The sequence below is a fragment of the Dyella amyloliquefaciens genome (genome assembly GCF_004296575.1).
Classification (GTDB): domain Bacteria; phylum Pseudomonadota; class Gammaproteobacteria; order Xanthomonadales; family Rhodanobacteraceae; genus Dyella; species Dyella amyloliquefaciens.
Genome location: NZ_SAYT01000001.1, coordinates 942409 through 958610, shown reverse-complemented (window position 1 = coordinate 958610; position 16202 = coordinate 942409). Strand labels below are relative to the sequence as shown.

Annotated in this window: 16 protein-coding genes; 12 read left to right on the top strand and 4 right to left on the bottom strand. The window is 65.9% G+C overall.

Features of this window, described 5'->3' with window-relative positions; all coding sequences use genetic code 11:
- Positions 1-12 precede the first annotated feature (12 nt).
- The 6 genes from EPB08_RS03925 to EPB08_RS03900 all read left to right on the top strand — a co-directional run bounded on the left by EPB08_RS03925 (position 13) and on the right by EPB08_RS03900 (position 6770).
- Entirely contained in the window at positions 13-552 is a 540-nt protein-coding gene (locus EPB08_RS03925) for a shikimate kinase (RefSeq protein WP_130617719.1), read from the top strand.
- A complete protein-coding gene (gene aroB / locus EPB08_RS03920) occupies positions 549-1652 on the top strand; it encodes a 3-dehydroquinate synthase (protein ID WP_130617718.1) in 1104 nt (367 codons plus the stop codon). The genes EPB08_RS03925 and aroB overlap by 4 nt, the downstream gene beginning before the upstream one ends.
- A gap of 216 nt (positions 1653-1868) precedes the next feature.
- Positions 1869-2129 carry a WGR domain-containing protein gene (locus EPB08_RS03915; protein WP_038615533.1) on the top strand — a complete coding sequence of 87 codons (261 nt, stop codon included), beginning with the start codon at positions 1869-1871 and terminating at the stop codon, positions 2127-2129.
- A 1-nt stretch (position 2130) separates the two neighbouring features.
- Positions 2131-3201 carry a uroporphyrinogen decarboxylase gene (gene hemE, locus EPB08_RS03910; RefSeq protein ID WP_130617717.1) on the top strand — a complete coding sequence of 357 codons (1071 nt, stop codon included), beginning with the start codon at positions 2131-2133 and terminating at the stop codon, positions 3199-3201.
- A 9-nt stretch (positions 3202-3210) separates the two neighbouring features.
- Complete coding sequence (locus EPB08_RS03905; protein WP_130617716.1) at positions 3211-3564, top strand: DUF3147 family protein; 354 nt, start codon at positions 3211-3213, stop codon at positions 3562-3564.
- Between the two features lie 305 nt (positions 3565-3869).
- On the top strand, positions 3870-6770 hold the full coding sequence (locus EPB08_RS03900; RefSeq protein ID WP_130617715.1) for a valine--tRNA ligase: 2901 nt from the start codon (positions 3870-3872) through the stop codon (positions 6768-6770).
- A gap of 46 nt (positions 6771-6816) precedes the next feature.
- On the opposite strand, the gene rimI is transcribed toward EPB08_RS03900, so the two are convergent.
- From rimI to EPB08_RS03885, 3 genes are read right to left on the bottom strand one after another with little or no spacing between them, the layout of a single operon-like run.
- Positions 6817-7290 carry a ribosomal protein S18-alanine N-acetyltransferase gene (rimI, locus tag EPB08_RS03895; RefSeq protein WP_130617714.1) on the bottom strand — a complete coding sequence of 158 codons (474 nt, stop codon included), beginning with the start codon at positions 7288-7290 and terminating at the stop codon, positions 6817-6819.
- 6 nt (positions 7291-7296) lie between these two features.
- Positions 7297-7770, bottom strand: a complete 474-nt coding sequence (locus EPB08_RS03890) for a hypothetical protein (RefSeq protein ID WP_130617713.1) — start codon at positions 7768-7770, stop codon at positions 7297-7299.
- A 1-nt stretch (position 7771) separates the two neighbouring features.
- The gene (locus tag EPB08_RS03885; RefSeq protein WP_130617712.1) at positions 7772-8548 is read right to left on the bottom strand and encodes a CDP-alcohol phosphatidyltransferase family protein; all 777 of its coding nucleotides are present in this window, start codon (positions 8546-8548) and stop codon (positions 7772-7774) included.
- Positions 8549-8658: 110 nt separating this feature from the next.
- On the opposite strand from EPB08_RS03885, the gene EPB08_RS03880 reads away from it, so the two are divergent.
- The 3 genes from EPB08_RS03880 to EPB08_RS03870 all read left to right on the top strand — a co-directional run bounded on the left by EPB08_RS03880 (position 8659) and on the right by EPB08_RS03870 (position 11480).
- On the top strand, positions 8659-9090 hold the full coding sequence (locus tag EPB08_RS03880) for a DUF4124 domain-containing protein (RefSeq protein WP_130617711.1): 432 nt from the start codon (positions 8659-8661) through the stop codon (positions 9088-9090).
- 88 nt (positions 9091-9178) lie between these two features.
- Positions 9179-10876, top strand: a complete 1698-nt coding sequence (locus EPB08_RS03875; RefSeq protein ID WP_130617710.1) for a proline--tRNA ligase — start codon at positions 9179-9181, stop codon at positions 10874-10876.
- Between the two features lie 277 nt (positions 10877-11153).
- A complete protein-coding gene (locus EPB08_RS03870) occupies positions 11154-11480 on the top strand; it encodes an H-NS histone family protein (protein WP_130617709.1) in 327 nt (108 codons plus the stop codon).
- A gap of 73 nt (positions 11481-11553) precedes the next feature.
- On the opposite strand, the gene EPB08_RS03865 is transcribed toward EPB08_RS03870, so the two are convergent.
- The gene (locus tag EPB08_RS03865) at positions 11554-12828 is read right to left on the bottom strand and encodes a threonine/serine exporter family protein (RefSeq protein ID WP_130617708.1); all 1275 of its coding nucleotides are present in this window, start codon (positions 12826-12828) and stop codon (positions 11554-11556) included.
- A gap of 279 nt (positions 12829-13107) precedes the next feature.
- Between EPB08_RS03865 and EPB08_RS03860 the strand changes: the two genes are divergently transcribed.
- The 3 genes from EPB08_RS03860 to EPB08_RS03850 are packed head-to-tail and all read left to right on the top strand — an operon-like array spanning position 13108 to position 16190.
- Positions 13108-14877, top strand: a complete 1770-nt coding sequence (locus EPB08_RS03860; protein ID WP_130617707.1) for a glutamine--tRNA ligase/YqeY domain fusion protein — start codon at positions 13108-13110, stop codon at positions 14875-14877.
- Positions 14878-14901: 24 nt separating this feature from the next.
- The gene (locus EPB08_RS03855) at positions 14902-15459 is read left to right on the top strand and encodes a deaminase (RefSeq protein ID WP_130617706.1); all 558 of its coding nucleotides are present in this window, start codon (positions 14902-14904) and stop codon (positions 15457-15459) included.
- Positions 15456-16190, top strand: a complete 735-nt coding sequence (locus EPB08_RS03850) for a TVP38/TMEM64 family protein (RefSeq protein WP_130617705.1) — start codon at positions 15456-15458, stop codon at positions 16188-16190. The genes EPB08_RS03855 and EPB08_RS03850 overlap by 4 nt, the downstream gene beginning before the upstream one ends.
- The last annotated feature ends 12 nt before the right edge of the window (positions 16191-16202 follow it).

Sequence of the window (16202 nt, the reverse complement as noted above, 5' to 3'; positions counted from 1 at the left end):
TAGCATTCACCCATGAATCCATCGTGCAACCTGTTCATCGTCGGCCCGACCGGCGCCGGCAAGACGTCCATCGGACGTCGGCTGGCCGAGCATTATGGGCTGAACTTCCTTGATCTCGACCAGGAGATCGAGCGGCAGTGTGGTGTACCGGTCAGCGCGGTGTTCGAGATCGAAGGCGAGACCGGCTTCCGCCGCCGCGAAAGTGCGCTGCTGGACGAATGCAGCCGTAGCGGCGGCGTGCTCATGGCCACCGGCGCGGGCGCGGTGCTCGATCCGGCCAATCGTCGCCTCCTGGTCGAACGCGGCTTCGTGCTGTGGCTGCAGGCCACGCTGGAACAGCAGCTCGAGCGCCTGGCTCACGACAAGCAGCGCCCGCTGCTGGCCAGTGGCGATCGCGCCGAACGGCTCAGCGCCATGGCAAAGATGCGCACGCCGTTCTACGAGGAAATCGCCGACCTGGTGATTCCCGGCGAGCACGAACACGTCCACGCTGCCAGCGAACGCAGCATTGTCCTGATCGACCAGCACTGGCAACGACAGCACGCCGCATGAGCACACCTACTTCCAGCTCCATTCGCACCATCGACGTCGCCCTTGGGTCGCGCAGCTATCCGGTCTGGATCGGCCCCGGCCTGCTCACCGACACGTCGCGCTGGCGCGCCATGCTGCGCGGCCGTCATGCGCTGGTAATCAGCAACACCACGGTAGCTCCGCTTTATCTCGATCGCGTGGCAGCAGGATTGGACGGACTGCATTGGTCGTCCTTTCTGATCGACGATGGCGAGGCGCACAAGACCTTCGCCAACGTGGGTCGCGCACTGGAAGCACTGGCCCAGCTGGGTGCCACGCGCGATGCCTGCGTGGTGGCGCTTGGTGGCGGCGTGGTCGGCGACCTCGCCGGCTTTAGCGCCGCGTGCTGGATGCGCGGCATCGATTTCATCCAGATGCCGACCACGCTGCTGTCGATGGTCGACTCCTCGGTGGGCGGCAAGACGGGCGTGAACCTCCCTGCCGGCAAGAATCTGGTGGGTGCGTTCCACCAGCCGCGCGCCGTCGTAGCGGACATCGACACCCTCGCCACGCTGCCCGATCGCGAATATCGCGCAGGCCTCGCCGAGGTGGTGAAGGGCGCGGCCATCGGCGACCCGGCCTTCTTCACGTGGCTGGAGCAACATGCAGCCGCGTTGAACGCGCGCGAGACCGCGCCGCTGATCGAAGCCATCGCACGCAAGGTGCAATACAAGGCCGGCGTGGTGGCGCGTGACGAAACCGAACAAGGCGAACGCGCCCTGCTCAATCTCGGCCACACGTTCGGCCACGCGCTGGAGACCGCAGGCAAGTACACCGTGCTGCTGCATGGCGAAGGCGTCGCCATCGGCATGTTGCTCGCCGCCAAGCTGTCCGAGCGCCTGGGCATGAGCGAGGCCGGCGACACGGCGCGCATGCATCGCCTGCTGGAAACGCTGGGCCTGCCCACCGCGATTCCCGCGGGCATGGATCCGGCGCAACTGCTCGCCCTGATGCGGCTGGACAAGAAGAACCTGGCCGGCACGCTGCGACTCATCCTGTGGCGTGGCGTGGGTCGCGCGGAAATCGTCAGCGGCGTGAGCGAGGACGATGTGTTGGCCGTGCTGGAAGCCGCCACGCGCTGATCGTCGCCGCCGCCCTTTGTGGGAGCGCACCCAGTGCGCGACCGCAGAGTGACGGCGTTTCCGCTCCGTAGGTTTTTCGCGCACTGGGTGCGCTCCTACAGGAAGAAAAAGCCGCACGAATGGAACGCGGCTGATCGTCGCGCTCGCTCCCGCGTGCCAAGCCTTCTAGAATGCGGGTTCCAAGGCCATTCGCCGTCCTGCTCCGAATCGACCTCCATGCGCCTCTACCTGCAAGCCATGCCCGCCACCTCCGAGGCGCCGCGCTATGTCCAGATCGCGCTGGAACAGGACCTGCTGGGCGGGTGGACGCTCTATCGCGAGTCGGGCGTGCAGGGTGGCAAGGCCACGCTCAAGCGTGAGCAATTCCTCGAACGCGACGATGCGCTCGCCGCGTTCCAGAAGGCACGCGACGCACAGATCAAGCGCGGTTTCCGCGTGATGTTCAGCCAGGGCCTGGACGGCCCTTACGGATCCTGAGATGAGTGACATCCTGAAGAACGACCGCTTCCTGCGCGCCCTGCGCCGTGAGGCTACCGACACCACGCCCGTGTGGGTGATGCGCCAGGCTGGCCGTTACCTGCCGGAGTATCGCGCCACCCGCGCACGCGCCGGCAATTTCATGGGCCTGGCGCAGAACCCGGAGATGGCCTGCGAAGTGACGCTGCAGCCACTCGACCGGTTCGAGCTGGACGCCGCCATCCTGTTCTCCGACATCCTCACCATTCCCGATGCGATGGGCCTGGGCCTGAGTTTCGCCCAAGGCGAAGGCCCGCAGTTCGCGCACCCGGTGCGTTCCAAGGCCGATATCGAGCGCCTCGGCGTGCCGGACATGGAGAGCGAGCTGCGCTACGTGATGGACGCGGTGCGCCTGATCCGTCGCGAGCTGCATGGCCGCGTGCCGCTGATCGGCTTCTCCGGCAGCCCGTGGACGCTGGCCTGCTACATGGTGGAAGGCCAGGGTTCGCGCGACTTCGCGCGCCTCAAGGCGATGTGCTGGAGCGAGCCCGCCCTTGCCCACCGCCTGCTCGACACGCTGGCACAGTCCGTGGCCGCCTACCTGATTGCCCAGGCGGCCGCCGGTGCGCAGGCGCTGATGGTGTTCGACACCTGGGGCGGCCTGCTCGGCCCAGCGCCGTTCCGCGAGTTCTCGCTGCGTTACATGGCCCAGGTGGTCGATGCCCTGAAGGCAGATGCCGCCAGCCGCGACCTGCCGGTGATCCTGTTCTCCAAGGGCGCCGGCCGACACCTGTCCGCCATGGCCGACACCGGCTGCAGCGGGCTCGGCGTGGACTGGACCATCGACCTGGCCGACGCGCGCCAGGCGGTGAACGGCCGCGTTGCGCTGCAGGGCAACCTGGACCCGGCCATCCTGCTGGCCACCCCCGAGGTGATCCGCCGCGAGGTACGCCGCGTGCTGGACAGCTACGGCAATCACCCCGGCCATGTGTTCAACCTGGGCCACGGCATCACTCCGGAAGTCGACCCCGACAACGTGAAGGTGCTGGTCGACGAGGTCCACGCCTACAGCCGCCAGCTGCGCGGCGGGTGAGCCCTTTCGATGGCCTGGCTGGTGACCAAGTACCTGATCACCGCCGCGGTGGTGGTCATGGTGTCGGAATTCGCCAGGCGCAGTGACCGCCTGGGCGGCTTCGTGGCCGCCCTGCCCCTGGTGACGGTGCTGGTGCTGATCTGGCTGCAGGTCGAGCACCAGCCCCAGGCCAAGATCGCCAACCACGCCTGGTACACCTTCTGGTACGTGGTGCCCACGCTGCCGATGTTCCTGGCCTTCCCGGTGCTGCTGCCCCGCCTGGGCTTCTGGCCCACCCTGCTGGCCTGCCTGGTGATCACCGTGGCCTGTTTTGGCCTGTTCGCCCTGCTGGTGAGGCGGTTCGGGATCGAGCTGCTGCCCTGAGTAGAGCTGGGCGGAGCGCACTCGACCGTGGCTAGCTGCCACAGTTACGCCCCCTTTCCTATCCGTCATTCCCGCGAAGGCGGGAGATGCTTCACAACAGCGAAGCTGGTCATCCAGCGTCTTTCCAGTGTCACGATGCGTGGCAAGGCGGCTAAGGCACTGGATTCCCGCTTTCGCGGGAATGACGAGGTTGGAGGCGGCCGCAATGCCTTCGAAAATGGCACCCCAGCCCCCCCGCCCGTACAATGGCTCTTTTACGCCCCATACCCACGCGCGCCGCTCGGCGCGCCCGTTGCGAGCCCCCGATGGAAAAGAGTTTCGAGCCCGGCCAGATCGAATCGAAGTGGTATGCCGCCTGGGAATCCAGCGGCGACTTCAAGCCCACTGGCCAGGGCGAGCCGTACTGCATCCTGCTGCCGCCGCCGAACGTCACCGGCACCCTGCACATGGGCCATGCGTTCCAGCAGACCGTGATGGACATGCTGATCCGCTACCAGCGCATGCGCGGCATGAACACGCTGTGGCAGGTGGGCACCGACCACGCCGGCATCGCCACGCAGAAGATCGTGGAGAACCAGCTCGCGGTCGAGAACAAGACGCGCCACGACCTGGGCCGCGAAGCCTTCATCGAGCGCGTGTGGCAGTGGAAGGAAGAGTCCGGCTCCACCATCACCAACCAGATGCGTCGCCTGGGCGTCGCCGCCGACTGGTCGCGCGAACGCTTCACGATGGACCCGGGCCTGTCCGAGGCCGTGCGCAAGGTGTTCGTCGAGTGGTACCGCGCGGGCCTGATCTACCGTGGCAACCGCCTGGTGAACTGGGACCCGGCGCTGGGTACCGCGGTGTCCGACCTTGAAGTGAACAACGTCGAGCGCGATGGCCACATGTGGTCGATCCGCTACTTCACCGCCGACGGCAAGGACAGTGTGGTGGTCGCCACCACGCGTCCGGAAACCATGCTGGGCGACGTCGCCGTGGCCGTGCATCCGGAAGACGAGCGCCACGCGCGCCTGATCGGCCAGATGCTGCGCCTGCCGCTGTCGGGCCGCGAAATTCCGGTGATCGCCGACGATTACGTCGACCGCGAGTTCGGCACCGGCTTCGTGAAGATCACCCCGGCGCACGACTTCAACGACTACGCCATCGGCCAGCGCCACAACCTGGCACCGATCAACATCTTCACGCTGGACGCGAAGGTCAACGAGAACGCGCCGGCGAAGTACCGCGGCATGGACCGCTACGAGGCACGCAAGGCCGTGCTGGCGGATCTCGAGGCCGAGGGCCTGCTGGTCGAAACCAAGCCGCACAAGCTGCAGGTGCCGGTGAGCCAGCGTTCGGATGCCGTGATCGAGCCGATGCTCACCGACCAGTGGTTCCTCGACCTCACCAGCGAGAAGGGCCGCAAGGAAATCACCGAGCCGGCGCTGCAGGCGGTGCGCGGTGGAGAGATCAAGTTCGTCCCGGAAAACTGGAGCACCACCTACACGCAGTGGCTGGACAACATCCAGGACTGGTGCATCAGCCGCCAGCTGTGGTGGGGCCACCGCATCCCGGCGTTCTACGACGAAGCGGGCAACATCTTCGTAGGCGAGGACGAGGCCGATGCGCGTGCGCACGCCACCGTCGCGCCGGTCGGCGCGCTGCGCCAGGACGAGGACGTGCTCGACACCTGGTTCAGCTCCGCGCTGTGGCCGTTCTCCACCCTGGGCTGGCCGATGAATGGCCCGGTCAAGGACGAACACGGCAACGTCGTCGCGAACTGGGAAAACGACCAGATTTTCCTGCCCAGCGCCGTGCTGGTCACGGGCTTCGACATCATCTTCTTCTGGGTCGCCCGCATGGTGATGGCGACCAAGTACTTCACCGGTCGCGTGCCGTTCAAGCACGTCTACATCAACGCCATCGTGCGTGATGCGGAAGGCCAGAAGATGTCCAAGTCCAAAGGCAACACGCTGGACCCGCTGGACCTGATCGACGGCATCGAGCTGGAGCCGCTGGTGGCCAAGTCCACCAAGTCGCTGCTGATTCCGCAGGTGCGCGAGAAAGTGGAGAAGCGCATCCGCAAGGATTACCCGGCCGGCATTCCCGCCATCGGCACCGACGCGCTGCGCTTCACCTTCGCCGCGCTGGCCAGCTACAGCCGCACCATCAACTTCGACATCAAGCGCGCCGAAGGCTACAAGGCGTTCTGCAACAAGCTGTGGAACGCCGCGCGCTTCGTGCTGATGAACCTGGAATCCCCTCTCCCATCGGGAGAGGGTGGCGCGCAGGCGCCGGGTGAGGGTTCGGCCAGCGCGCAGACTGTCGCTATGGCCGCACCCTCACCCCAACCCCTCTCCCGGGGGGAGAGGGGCTCGGCACCGGTGACGGAAGCGGAGCGCTGGATCCTCACGCGCCTGAAGCAGACGCTCACCGACGTCGAGCAGCACTTCGCCAGCTATCGCTTCGACCTGCTGGCGCAGGAGTTGTACGAGTTCACCTGGAACGAGTTCTGCGACTGGTTCCTGGAACTGTCCAAGCCTGCACTCAACGGTGATGACGCCGCGGCCGCCGCTTCCACGCGTCACACGCTGGTGGTGGTGCTGGAAACCATCCTGCGCGCGCTGCATCCAATCGTGCCGTTCATCAGCGAGGAGATCTGGCACTCGGTGGCGCCGAAGCTCGCGCTTGACGCCAAGTTCCTGCTGGAGCGTCCGTGGCCGCGCGCCGACGAAATCGTCGCCGACGATGCCGCCACCGCCGAGATCGAATGGTTCAAGAACGTGCTGAGTGGCATCCGCCGCATCCGTGCGGAAATGAACATCGCCCCGGGCAAGACCATCCCGCTGCTGCTCGCTGACGGTGACGCCACCGATCGCGCGCGCGCCGCCAAGTTCGCCGCGCAGATCAGCTTCCTCGCTCGTGTGGAAGCACCGCAGTGGATCGCCTCCGGTGCGGACGAACCCGCTGCCGCAGCCGCGGTGGTGGGCTCGATGCGCGTACTGATCCCGCTCGCCGGCCTGATCGACCTCGGCGCCGAGAAGGCGCGCCTGGGCAAGGAAATCAGCCGTATCGAGGTCGAGATCAAGAAGTGCGAAGGCAAGCTGGGCAACGCCAACTTCGTAGCCAATGCACCGGCCGAAGTGGTGGCACAGGAGCGTCAGCGCATCACCGACTGGGGCATCCAGCTCACCGCGTTGCGCGAGCAGGCGCAGAAGCTCGGCTGATGATGGATCCCCGGGCGCCCTAGCGGCGTCCGGGGAGCTCACTCGACTAAGGCGCTTCGATCAGGTCCCGCGCCATCACGATGGCGTCCTCGCGCCCGTCCTTGGCCGGGTAATACTTCGGTCGCCGGCCAATCTCCTCGAATCCCATCGAGCGATACAGGCTCTGCGCCACCGGATTGGAAGGCCGCACTTCCAGGAAGACGCGACCCGCACCATTCCAGCGCGCGATATCCAGCAATCGCCGCATCAGGAAACGGCCGAGGCCAAGGCCGCGGTAATCGGGCCCCACGCAGACGTTGAGCACGTGCGCCTCGCCGGCAGCCACGGACAACACGCCGTAGCCGGCAATCACGCCGTCCACCCACATCGTCCAGCTGGGGTGGCCCGCCTTCAGGCAGTCGGTGAAGATGCCCGGCGTCCACGGAAAATCGTAGGAAGCCGCCTCCATCGCTGCGACGATGGGTACATCGTCGCGCCGCATGGCGCGGATCTCAGCATGGGGACGGGCCACCGCGACCATGGACGATCACTCCGACGATGAGGACAAGGCGCGCCGCAGGCTGCGCAATGCATTCCACAGACGGCGCTTGCCAGCACCCGAAGACAATACGCCACCCGGTTCGTCCGCGAGCACGATATGGGCGCGGCTCAGGGCGGCCGCAGGTAGCTCCCGTCCCAGCGCATGCGCCTGCGCTTCGCCGAACACGAGGTAGGCGCGAGCCTCCGGCGCGGCAGGGAGGCGACCGTTGCTCACCTCGATGCGGGGCGCCCTCGCCACCACCGGACCGCAACTCATCAAGGCGCGGCCCACCAGATCCAGCTCACGCGGCGAGCAGCCCGCCGGCAGCAGCACCACGCAGTCGCCGGCCGCCATCGCTGGCGGCGTATCCATGGGCACCGGTTCGGCGACAACGGCGGTCGCCACGTTGCGACGCACCCACGGCGTAATGCCGAGCGCCCGCAGGACGCGTCCCCGATGCAGCGGTGCGGCAGCGGCCATGTCAGGCCACTCCACGCCGGCGCCGGTGCGTGGCGCGACCCCACAGGGTCATCACCGGACCGGACAGCAGGTAAAGCGTGAACACCACGAACAGCACGCGCGGCGGATCGATGAAGAACGGCACCAGCACCAGCACGCCGACGATGATCCACAGGAAGGGCACGCGCCCGTCACCGCTCGTCGGCAGCGACTTGAAGCTGTAATAGCGGAAGCGACTCACCATCAGCAGGCCTACGATCACGGCGATTACCGGGGTCACGAAGCAGACCTCCTCGCCGATGATGCCGAACTTGTCCATGCTCCAGACGAAGGACATGCACACCGCGGCCGCCGCGGGGCTGGCCAGGCCCTGGAAGTAGCGCTTGTCGATCACGCCGACCTGGGTATTGAAGCGGGCCAGGCGCAACGCGGCGCAGGCGGCATAGATGAAGGCGGCCGCCCAGCCGATCTTGCCCCAGATGGGGCCGTATGCCTTCAGCGTGGACAGCGACCAGGTGTACATCACCAGCGAAGGCGCCAGGCCGAAGCTGATCAGGTCGGACAGGGAGTCGTACTGCACGCCGAACTCGGTCTGGGTGCCAGTCAGGCGGGCCACCCGCCCGTCCATGCCGTCGAGCAAGGCGGCGACGAACACGGCGATGGCCGCCGAGCTGAAGTCCCCGCCGATACTTGCCACGATCGCGTAAAAACCGGCGAACATGGCGCCGGTTGTGAACAGGTTCGGCAGCAGGTAAATACCCCGGTGACGCGGGGGGCGGACGGGCACGCTCTCGCTCATGAATCAATCCGTGACGGAATGCGCGCAGTGTAAACCATCCTCCGCTTGAGTCCGGCCCAAGGGGGTGTTAACAAATGCGCACCTTCCGTCTTATGCCCCGGAGTACCCCGATGCGCCGCTTGCTGATCGCCACCGCACTGCTGCTTGCTGCGCCTCTGGTCGCCGCCCAGGCCTACAAGTGGACCGATGCCAACGGCACCGTGCACTACTCCGATGCGCCGCCGGCGCAGGGCACCAAATACAGCAAGGTCACCACGACGGGAACCGTCGAGCCCCTCGCCGAACCGGCAGCCTCGAAGCCCACCGAAGGCTCTTCCGAAGCCAAATCGTCGACGTCGCAGTCGTCGCTTCCGATGATGGATACCCCGGAAAACCGCGCCAAGCTCTGCGCCGGCCTCAAAAGCAACCTCGATGCACTCAAGAGCAGCGGCCCCATCGTGATGCAGCAGAACGGCCAGCAGAAAGTGCTGGACCCGGATCAGCGCCATGAGCAGCAGGCCACCGCGGAAACCCAGTACCAGCAGTACTGCTCGGGCAATTGAGCCCCGGCCGGCCGGGTCCGAACGCGGGCCCGGCCTGAAGCATCGCGGATCGCTATAATCGGCGTCTTTCACCCGCCGGATCCGCCACATGCGCCTCAGCCAATTCCACCTGGCCACCGTCAAGGAAGTCCCTGCCGACGCCGAAATCGCCAGCCATCAGCTGATGCTGCGCGCCGGCATGATCCGCAAGCTCGCCGCGGGCCTGTACACCTGGTCGCCGCTGGGCCTGCGCGTGTTGCGCAAGGTGGAAAACGTGGTGCGCGAGGAAATGGATCGCGCCGGCGCCGTCGAACTGCTGATGCCGACCATCCAGCCCCAGGAACTGTGGGAAGAAAGCGGCCGCTGGGCGAAGTTCGGCCCGCAGCTCTTGAAGATCAAGGATCGCAAGGAGCAGGAGTTCTGCTACGCGCCCACCGCCGAGGAAGTGATCACCGACTTCGCGCGCAATGAGCTGAAGAGCTACAAGCAGCTGCCGGTGAACTTCTACCAGATCCAGACCAAGTTCCGCGACGAGATCCGTCCGCGCTTCGGCGTGATGCGCGCGCGCGAATTCCTGATGAAGGACGCCTACTCCTTCCATCTTTCGCAGGATTCGCTGCAGCAGACGTACGACACGATGTATCGCGCCTACTCCGCGATCTTCACCCGCCTGGGCCTGAAGTTCCGCGCGGTGCAGGCCGACACCGGCGCCATCGGCGGCAACGCCAGCCACGAGTTCCAGGTGCTGGCCGACTCGGGCGAGGACGCGCTGATCTTCTCCGACGGTTCGGACTACGCGGCCAATATCGAGAAGGCCGAGGCGCTGGCGCCCACCACGACGCGCCCTGCCCCGTCCGCCGAGCTCCAGCGCGTGGACACGCCCACGCAGAAGACCATCGACGAGGTGGCGGCCTTCCTCAAGGTCAGCCCCGAGCAGTGCATCAAGACCATCCTGGTCCGCGGCAACGAGGGCCTGGTGGCCCTGTGCGTGCGTGGCGACCACGAGGTCAACGAAGTGAAGGCCGGCAAGCTGGCCGAAATGCCGGGCGACTCCGTACTGGCCAGCGAGGAAGAGATTCTCGCGCTGACCGGCACCCGTCCCGGCTTCATCGGCCCGGCCGGCCTGCCCGCCGAAATCCCGGTGATCGTCGACCGTAGCGCGGCCGTGCTGGCCGACTTCGTCTGCGGCGGCAACCAGGACGGCACGCATTACACCGGCGCCAACTGGGAGCGCGATGCGCGCGTCACCCGCGTGGAGGACATCCGCAAGGTGGTCGCCGGCGACCTCTCGCCGGATGGCAAGGGCACGCTGCAGATCGCGCGCGGCATCGAGGTCGGCCACGTATTCCAGCTCGGCAACAAGTACGCCGAGGCGCTCAAGGCCACGGTGCTGAACGAGAACGGCAAGGCCGAGGTGATGCTGATGGGCTGTTACGGCATCGGCGTCAGCCGCATCGTGGCCGCCGCCATCGAGCAGCGCCATGACGACGCCGGCATCATCTGGCCGGAGCCGATGGCGCCCTGGCGCGTCGTCGTGTGCGTGATCAATCCCAAGAACTCGCCGGAGATCGCCGAGGCGGCGCAGGCGCTGTACCGCGAATTGCAGCAGCGCGGCGTCGATGTCGCACTGGACGACCGCGGCCTGCGCCCCGGCGCCATGTTCGCCGACATGGAGCTGATCGGCATCCCGCACCGCGTGGTGATCAGCGAGCGCGGCCTGGCGGCCGGCACGCTGGAATACCGGGCGCGCAACGAGGCGGAAGCCCGCGCCATCACACAGGACGAGCTGTTCGCACTGCTCGGCTGAAAACGCCGGGATGCCTGAGGAAAACGGCCGCGAAAGCGGCCGTTTTTCATTGGGGCGCCAGGGGCGCCCTGCCGGCCGCTGCACTCCATGGAACCGGCCATTTCCGGCATTAATACCCCGATTAATATTCGCCCTAAATCGCATCCATTAGCGCCAGATAATCCCTTTTCTTTGCAAGCCAAGGCTTAATCGGTAAGAATCAAAGGACTCTTATGGAGGCATGGCCTTATGTCGTCGTGCCCATGCATTAGCCAATACCCACCCCCGGGAGTTACTTATGGCAGTTGACATCAAGAACCTTAATCACAATCAGCTCAATGACCTGATCAGCAAGGCGCAGTCGCGCCAGCACGAGCTGCGCAAGGAAAAGGTGGCCAAGCTGCGCGACAAGATCCACGCCCTCATCAAGGCCGAAGGATTTTCGTTCGAAGATGTTTTTGGTCAGGCGCGTGGCGGCAAGGCTCGCCGCACCGGTATTACCGTGGCACCGAAGTATCGCAATCCGGCCGATCCCGAACAGACCTGGTCGGGCCGCGGCAAGCGCCCGCGCTGGTTCAACGATGCGCTGAAGGCAGGCAAGAAGGAAAAGGATCTGGCGATCTGATCGCTGCCTTTATCCTTATCAAAGAATACGCCGGCTATTGCCGGCGTTTTTCATGGCGCGGGGATAATCCCATTCAAAGCGAACGGCGCGGCGCAATCAGCAGGTCGCCGAACAGCAGCCCGGCTACCAGTGCGATCAACAAGGTAATCAGCAGCATGCCGGTATCCATGCCCAGCGTGGTATCGCGCTCCAGCAAATAGGAAACGCTGCGGAACCCGACGCTTCCCGGCACCAGCAGGATAATGCCTGGCTCACGAATGATCGCGCCCGGCCGATGCACGAAGCGCGCATAGAGGTTGGCCAGGCTGCTCAACGCCAAACCGCCGAGGAAAACACCGAACGGCGCCGCCGGCAGTTTTCCGGCCAGAGCACCGCCCCAGCGCGTCGCCAGATAACCGAGCACCACCGCCGCCATCACCACCAGCCAGTCGCGCCGCGCCGCACGGAAGGACACGGCGAAAGCGAACGCGCCCACCAGCAAGGCGGGGTAGTCGGTCCACGCCGGCAAGGGCGTCAGCGCGTAATCGTGACCCTCGATGCCGAACGCGTTGCAAAGTTCCGTCGCGGCCACGGTGCCGAAGGTGAGCTTGATCAGCGTGGCGATGGCACCACCCATGCGTGCCACGCCCGCGACGAGGTGTTGGCTGGAAATCTCGCGCACCGCCGTGGTGAGCGACATGCCGGGCATAAGCACGATCAAACCCGCCAGGATCACCGACTTGATCGCCAGCGGCACCACGAACTGGCTGACCACGATGGCGATGACGGTCGCCACCAGCGCGCTGATCGCTTCGCTGGCCACGGCCAGGCGCGGGCGCGTGGCCGACAGCACGGTAATGGTGCCGATGATCAGCCCGATCAGTGCCGCCGTGATCAGGTCCGCCCAGGAACTGTGCAACAGCAGCGCCACCACACTCGCCGCGGCGAGGCCGTAACTGGCGATCACGCCGGCTTGTGCGCGGCGGGTATCCGGGCGACCCAGTTCCCGCAACCGCCGGAAGCCCTCGCGCAATTCGATATCGCCGGCGATGACCTTGTCGGCAATGGCGTCGGCCTCGCTGAGCCGCCCCAGGTTCACATCACCGGGCGCCAGCCTCATCACCTGGGTGACCTGCGCCACCTCGTCCTCGCCATGGGTCAGGTCGGTGAACGAAATGATGATCGCGGTCGGGCTGGACCACACATCGGCCACCAGACCCAAGCGCTGCGCCGCCCCGCCGATGGCTCCTTCCAGGCGCGGCGCCGCCGTACCGTACTGGTGCAGGCGACGCGCCAGCTCGAGCAGGAAGGCGATGCGGGTATTCAGGGGCGCGGTGGCCAGGGGCGTGAGGACGACCGGATGATTCATCACGCGCAGACCCGCTTCGGGTCCGTCATGGGCGGCAAGAAGGCGATTGGGCTGAAATCCGTCGGCATGCCGGTAGTAAACCTGATTTGGATGGCCATTGTCAGCGATGTACCCGAGGGTTCTTCGCCATGCCACGCACAGCGTGCGTTCGCCTGCGCATGGGCCCGGAGCGGCCCTTCCCCCGGGCCTGTGACCGGCCCCTGAAACCGGGTGAAACACCCCCATCTAGGACGAGGTAAACTTAGTGGTTCCGCTACCTCGTACGAGCTTCGAGTCCCGATGTCTACCGATAAAGCCACCGTTGAACCCACCACCTCGCCCGCCACCCCGCAGGCCGAGGGGCAACGGGACTTCATCCGCCAGATCATCCGCGAGGACCTGGCCACGGGTAAGCATCACGACATCCGCACCCGCTTCCCGCCCGAGCCCAATGGCTACCTGCACATCGGCCACGCCAAGGCGATCTGCCTGAACTTCGGCATCGCCAGGGAGTTCACCGGCTGGTGCAACCTGCGCCTGGACGACACCAACCCGGGCAAGGAAGACCCCGAGTTCGTCGAGGGCATCAAGGACGACGTGCGCTGGCTCGGCTACGAGTGGCACGACCTGCGCCACGCCTCGGATTACTTCGAGGTGTTCTACGACTCGGCGATCAAGCTGATCCAGGACGGCGTGGCCTACGTCGACGACCTGAGCCCGGAAGACATGCGCGCCTATCGCGGCACGCTTACCGAGCCGGGCCGCCATTCGCCGTTCCGCGACCGCAGCGTGGAAGAGAACCTGGACCTGTTCCGCCGCATGCGCGCGGGCGAGTTCGCCGACGGCTCCAAGACGCTGCGCGCGAAGATCGACATGACGTCGGGCAACATGAACATGCGCGACCCGGCGATCTATCGCATCCGCAAGGTGGCGCATCAGAACACCGGCGACGCGTGGCCGATCTATCCGATGTACGACTACGCGCATTGCCTGTCCGACGCGCTGGAAGGCATCACGCACTCGCTGTGCACGCTGGAGTTCGAGGACCATCGCCCGCTGTACGACTGGTTCGTCGACAAGGTTGACCTGGTCAATCATCCGGAGCTGTGGCAGCACCTGCGCGAAGGCGGCTTCCGCACCGAGCCGGCCAAGCCGCGACAGATTGAATTTTCGCGCCTCAACCTCTCCTACTCCATCACCAGCAAGCGCAAGCTCGCGCAGCTGGTGAACGAGAACCTGGTCGATGGCTGGGACGATCCGCGCATGAACACGCTGCGCGGCCTGCGTCGCCGCGGCTTCACGCCGGGCGGCCTGCGCCTGCTGATCGAACGCCTCGGCGTCAGCAAGCAGAACAGCATCATCGACTACTCGATCCTCGAGAACTGCATCCGCGAAGACCTGGACGCCACCGCGGCGCGCCGCATGGCGGTGCTCGAGCCGCTCAAGCTGGTGATCAGCAACCTGCCGGAAGGCCACGAAGAGACGCTGACGTTCTCGAACCATCCGAAGGACGAGAGCTTTGGCACGCGTGAAGTGCCGTTCTCGCGCGAGCTGTGGATCGAGCGCGAAGACTTCGCCGAAGTGCCGCCGAAGGGTTTCCATCGCCTCAAGCCCGAAGGCGAAGTGCGCCTGCGCGGCGTGGGCATCGTGAAGTGCGAGGAGCTGGTGAAGGATACCGATGGCAACGTCGTCGAACTGCGCTGCACGCTCGACCTCGAATCGCGCCAAGGCATGCCGGGCGCCGATCGCAAGGTGAAGGGCACCATCCACTGGGTGAGCGCGAAGCACGGCGTCTCCACCGAGGTGCGCATCTACGACCGCCTGTTCAACGTGGCGGATCCGGACGACGAGAGCGACGGCAAGACCTGGATCGAGCACATCAACCCGGAGGCCAAGCGCGTGGTGCGCGCATGGCTGGAGCCTGCCGCAGCGTCCGCTGCGCCCGAGCAGCGTTTCCAGTTCGAGCGCCTCGGCTACTTCGTTGCCGATCGCATCGATCACAAAGCCGGCGCACCGGTGTTCAACCGGGCCGTCACCTTGCGTGATGCCTGGGCCAAGCAGGCCGGCTGACATCGGCATCACAGGGACCACTGCATGCTACCAGTACAGATTCACCTGACCCTCCCGCCGTGGATCGGCGAAGTGGTCGACGAGCGAAAGCGCTACGTGACCGACGAGGAGCGCGTGGGTTTGGCGATCGAGCTGTCACGACGCAACATCGAGCATGGACAGGGCGGCCCCTTCGGCGCTGCCGTGTTCAACGGTGATGGCCGTGTCGTGTCGGTGGGCGTCAACCGCGTCGTGCCGCAGACCTGCTCGGTCGCACACGCCGAAATGATGGCCTACATGACCGCGCAGCAGCGCCTTGCCGCGTTCCGCCTGAACCAGGACGGTGGCAGCTATACGCTCGCCACCAGCGCACAGCCGTGCTGCCAGTGCTACGGCGCCACCGTGTGGGCCGGCGTGGACGCACTGCTGATCGGCGCGCGTTCCGAAGACGTGGAAGCACTCACCGAGTTCGATGAAGGCCCGCTGCCGGCGGACTGGGTGGGCGAGCTCGAACGCCGCGGCATCGCCGTGCGTCGCGACATCCTGCGCGACGAAGCGCGCAGCGTGCTCGCCGCCTACGGTCAAACCGGTCAGCACTATTGAGCCGCCTGCGCGCTGCGTTGCCGCTGATCCTGCTGGTCATCGCCGGCATCGTCATGTTCAGCTCCGGCGCGCTCGATCGCCTGCATCCCGAACAGCTCGTGATGCACCAGGCCCAGCTGCGCGCCGATATCGACGGCTCGCCCTGGCTCAGCCGCGTCACCTTCATCGGCCTGCTTACGTTGGCCGTGTCGACTGGCATCCCCGGCACCGTGATCATCATCATGGCCGGCGGATTCGCCTTTGGCGTGCTCGAAGGAAGCATCTACAGCTCCATCGGCCTGACCCTGGGCACGCTGATCCTGTTCCTCGCCAGCCGCTACGCCTTTGGCGCCGGCAGCAAGCATCCGCCGGCCATCGTGGACAAGCTGCATCACGGCTTCGAGCGTCATCCGGTGGCCTACACCATGTTTCTTCGCTTCATACCGGTGGCGCCGTTCGGTCTCATCACGGTGGGGCTGGCGTGGTTGCGTTGCCCGATGTGGCTGTTCCTCGGCGCCAGCTGGCTGGGTGGCACCGTCTCCCTGATTTTCGAGACCAGCATCGGCGCCGGCCTGGGACAGGCCCTGGCCCACAGCGAAGGCCACTTTGGCCTGGGCCTGCTGATGCAACGTTCGATATGGATGCCGCTGAGCGCGATCGGACTGCTGGCCCTGCTGCCGCTGCTGGTCGAACGCCTCAGCCGTCGTCGGCGGCAGACTATCGCTGCGTCGGCAAATTCTCACGAACACTAAGGACATAGTCCT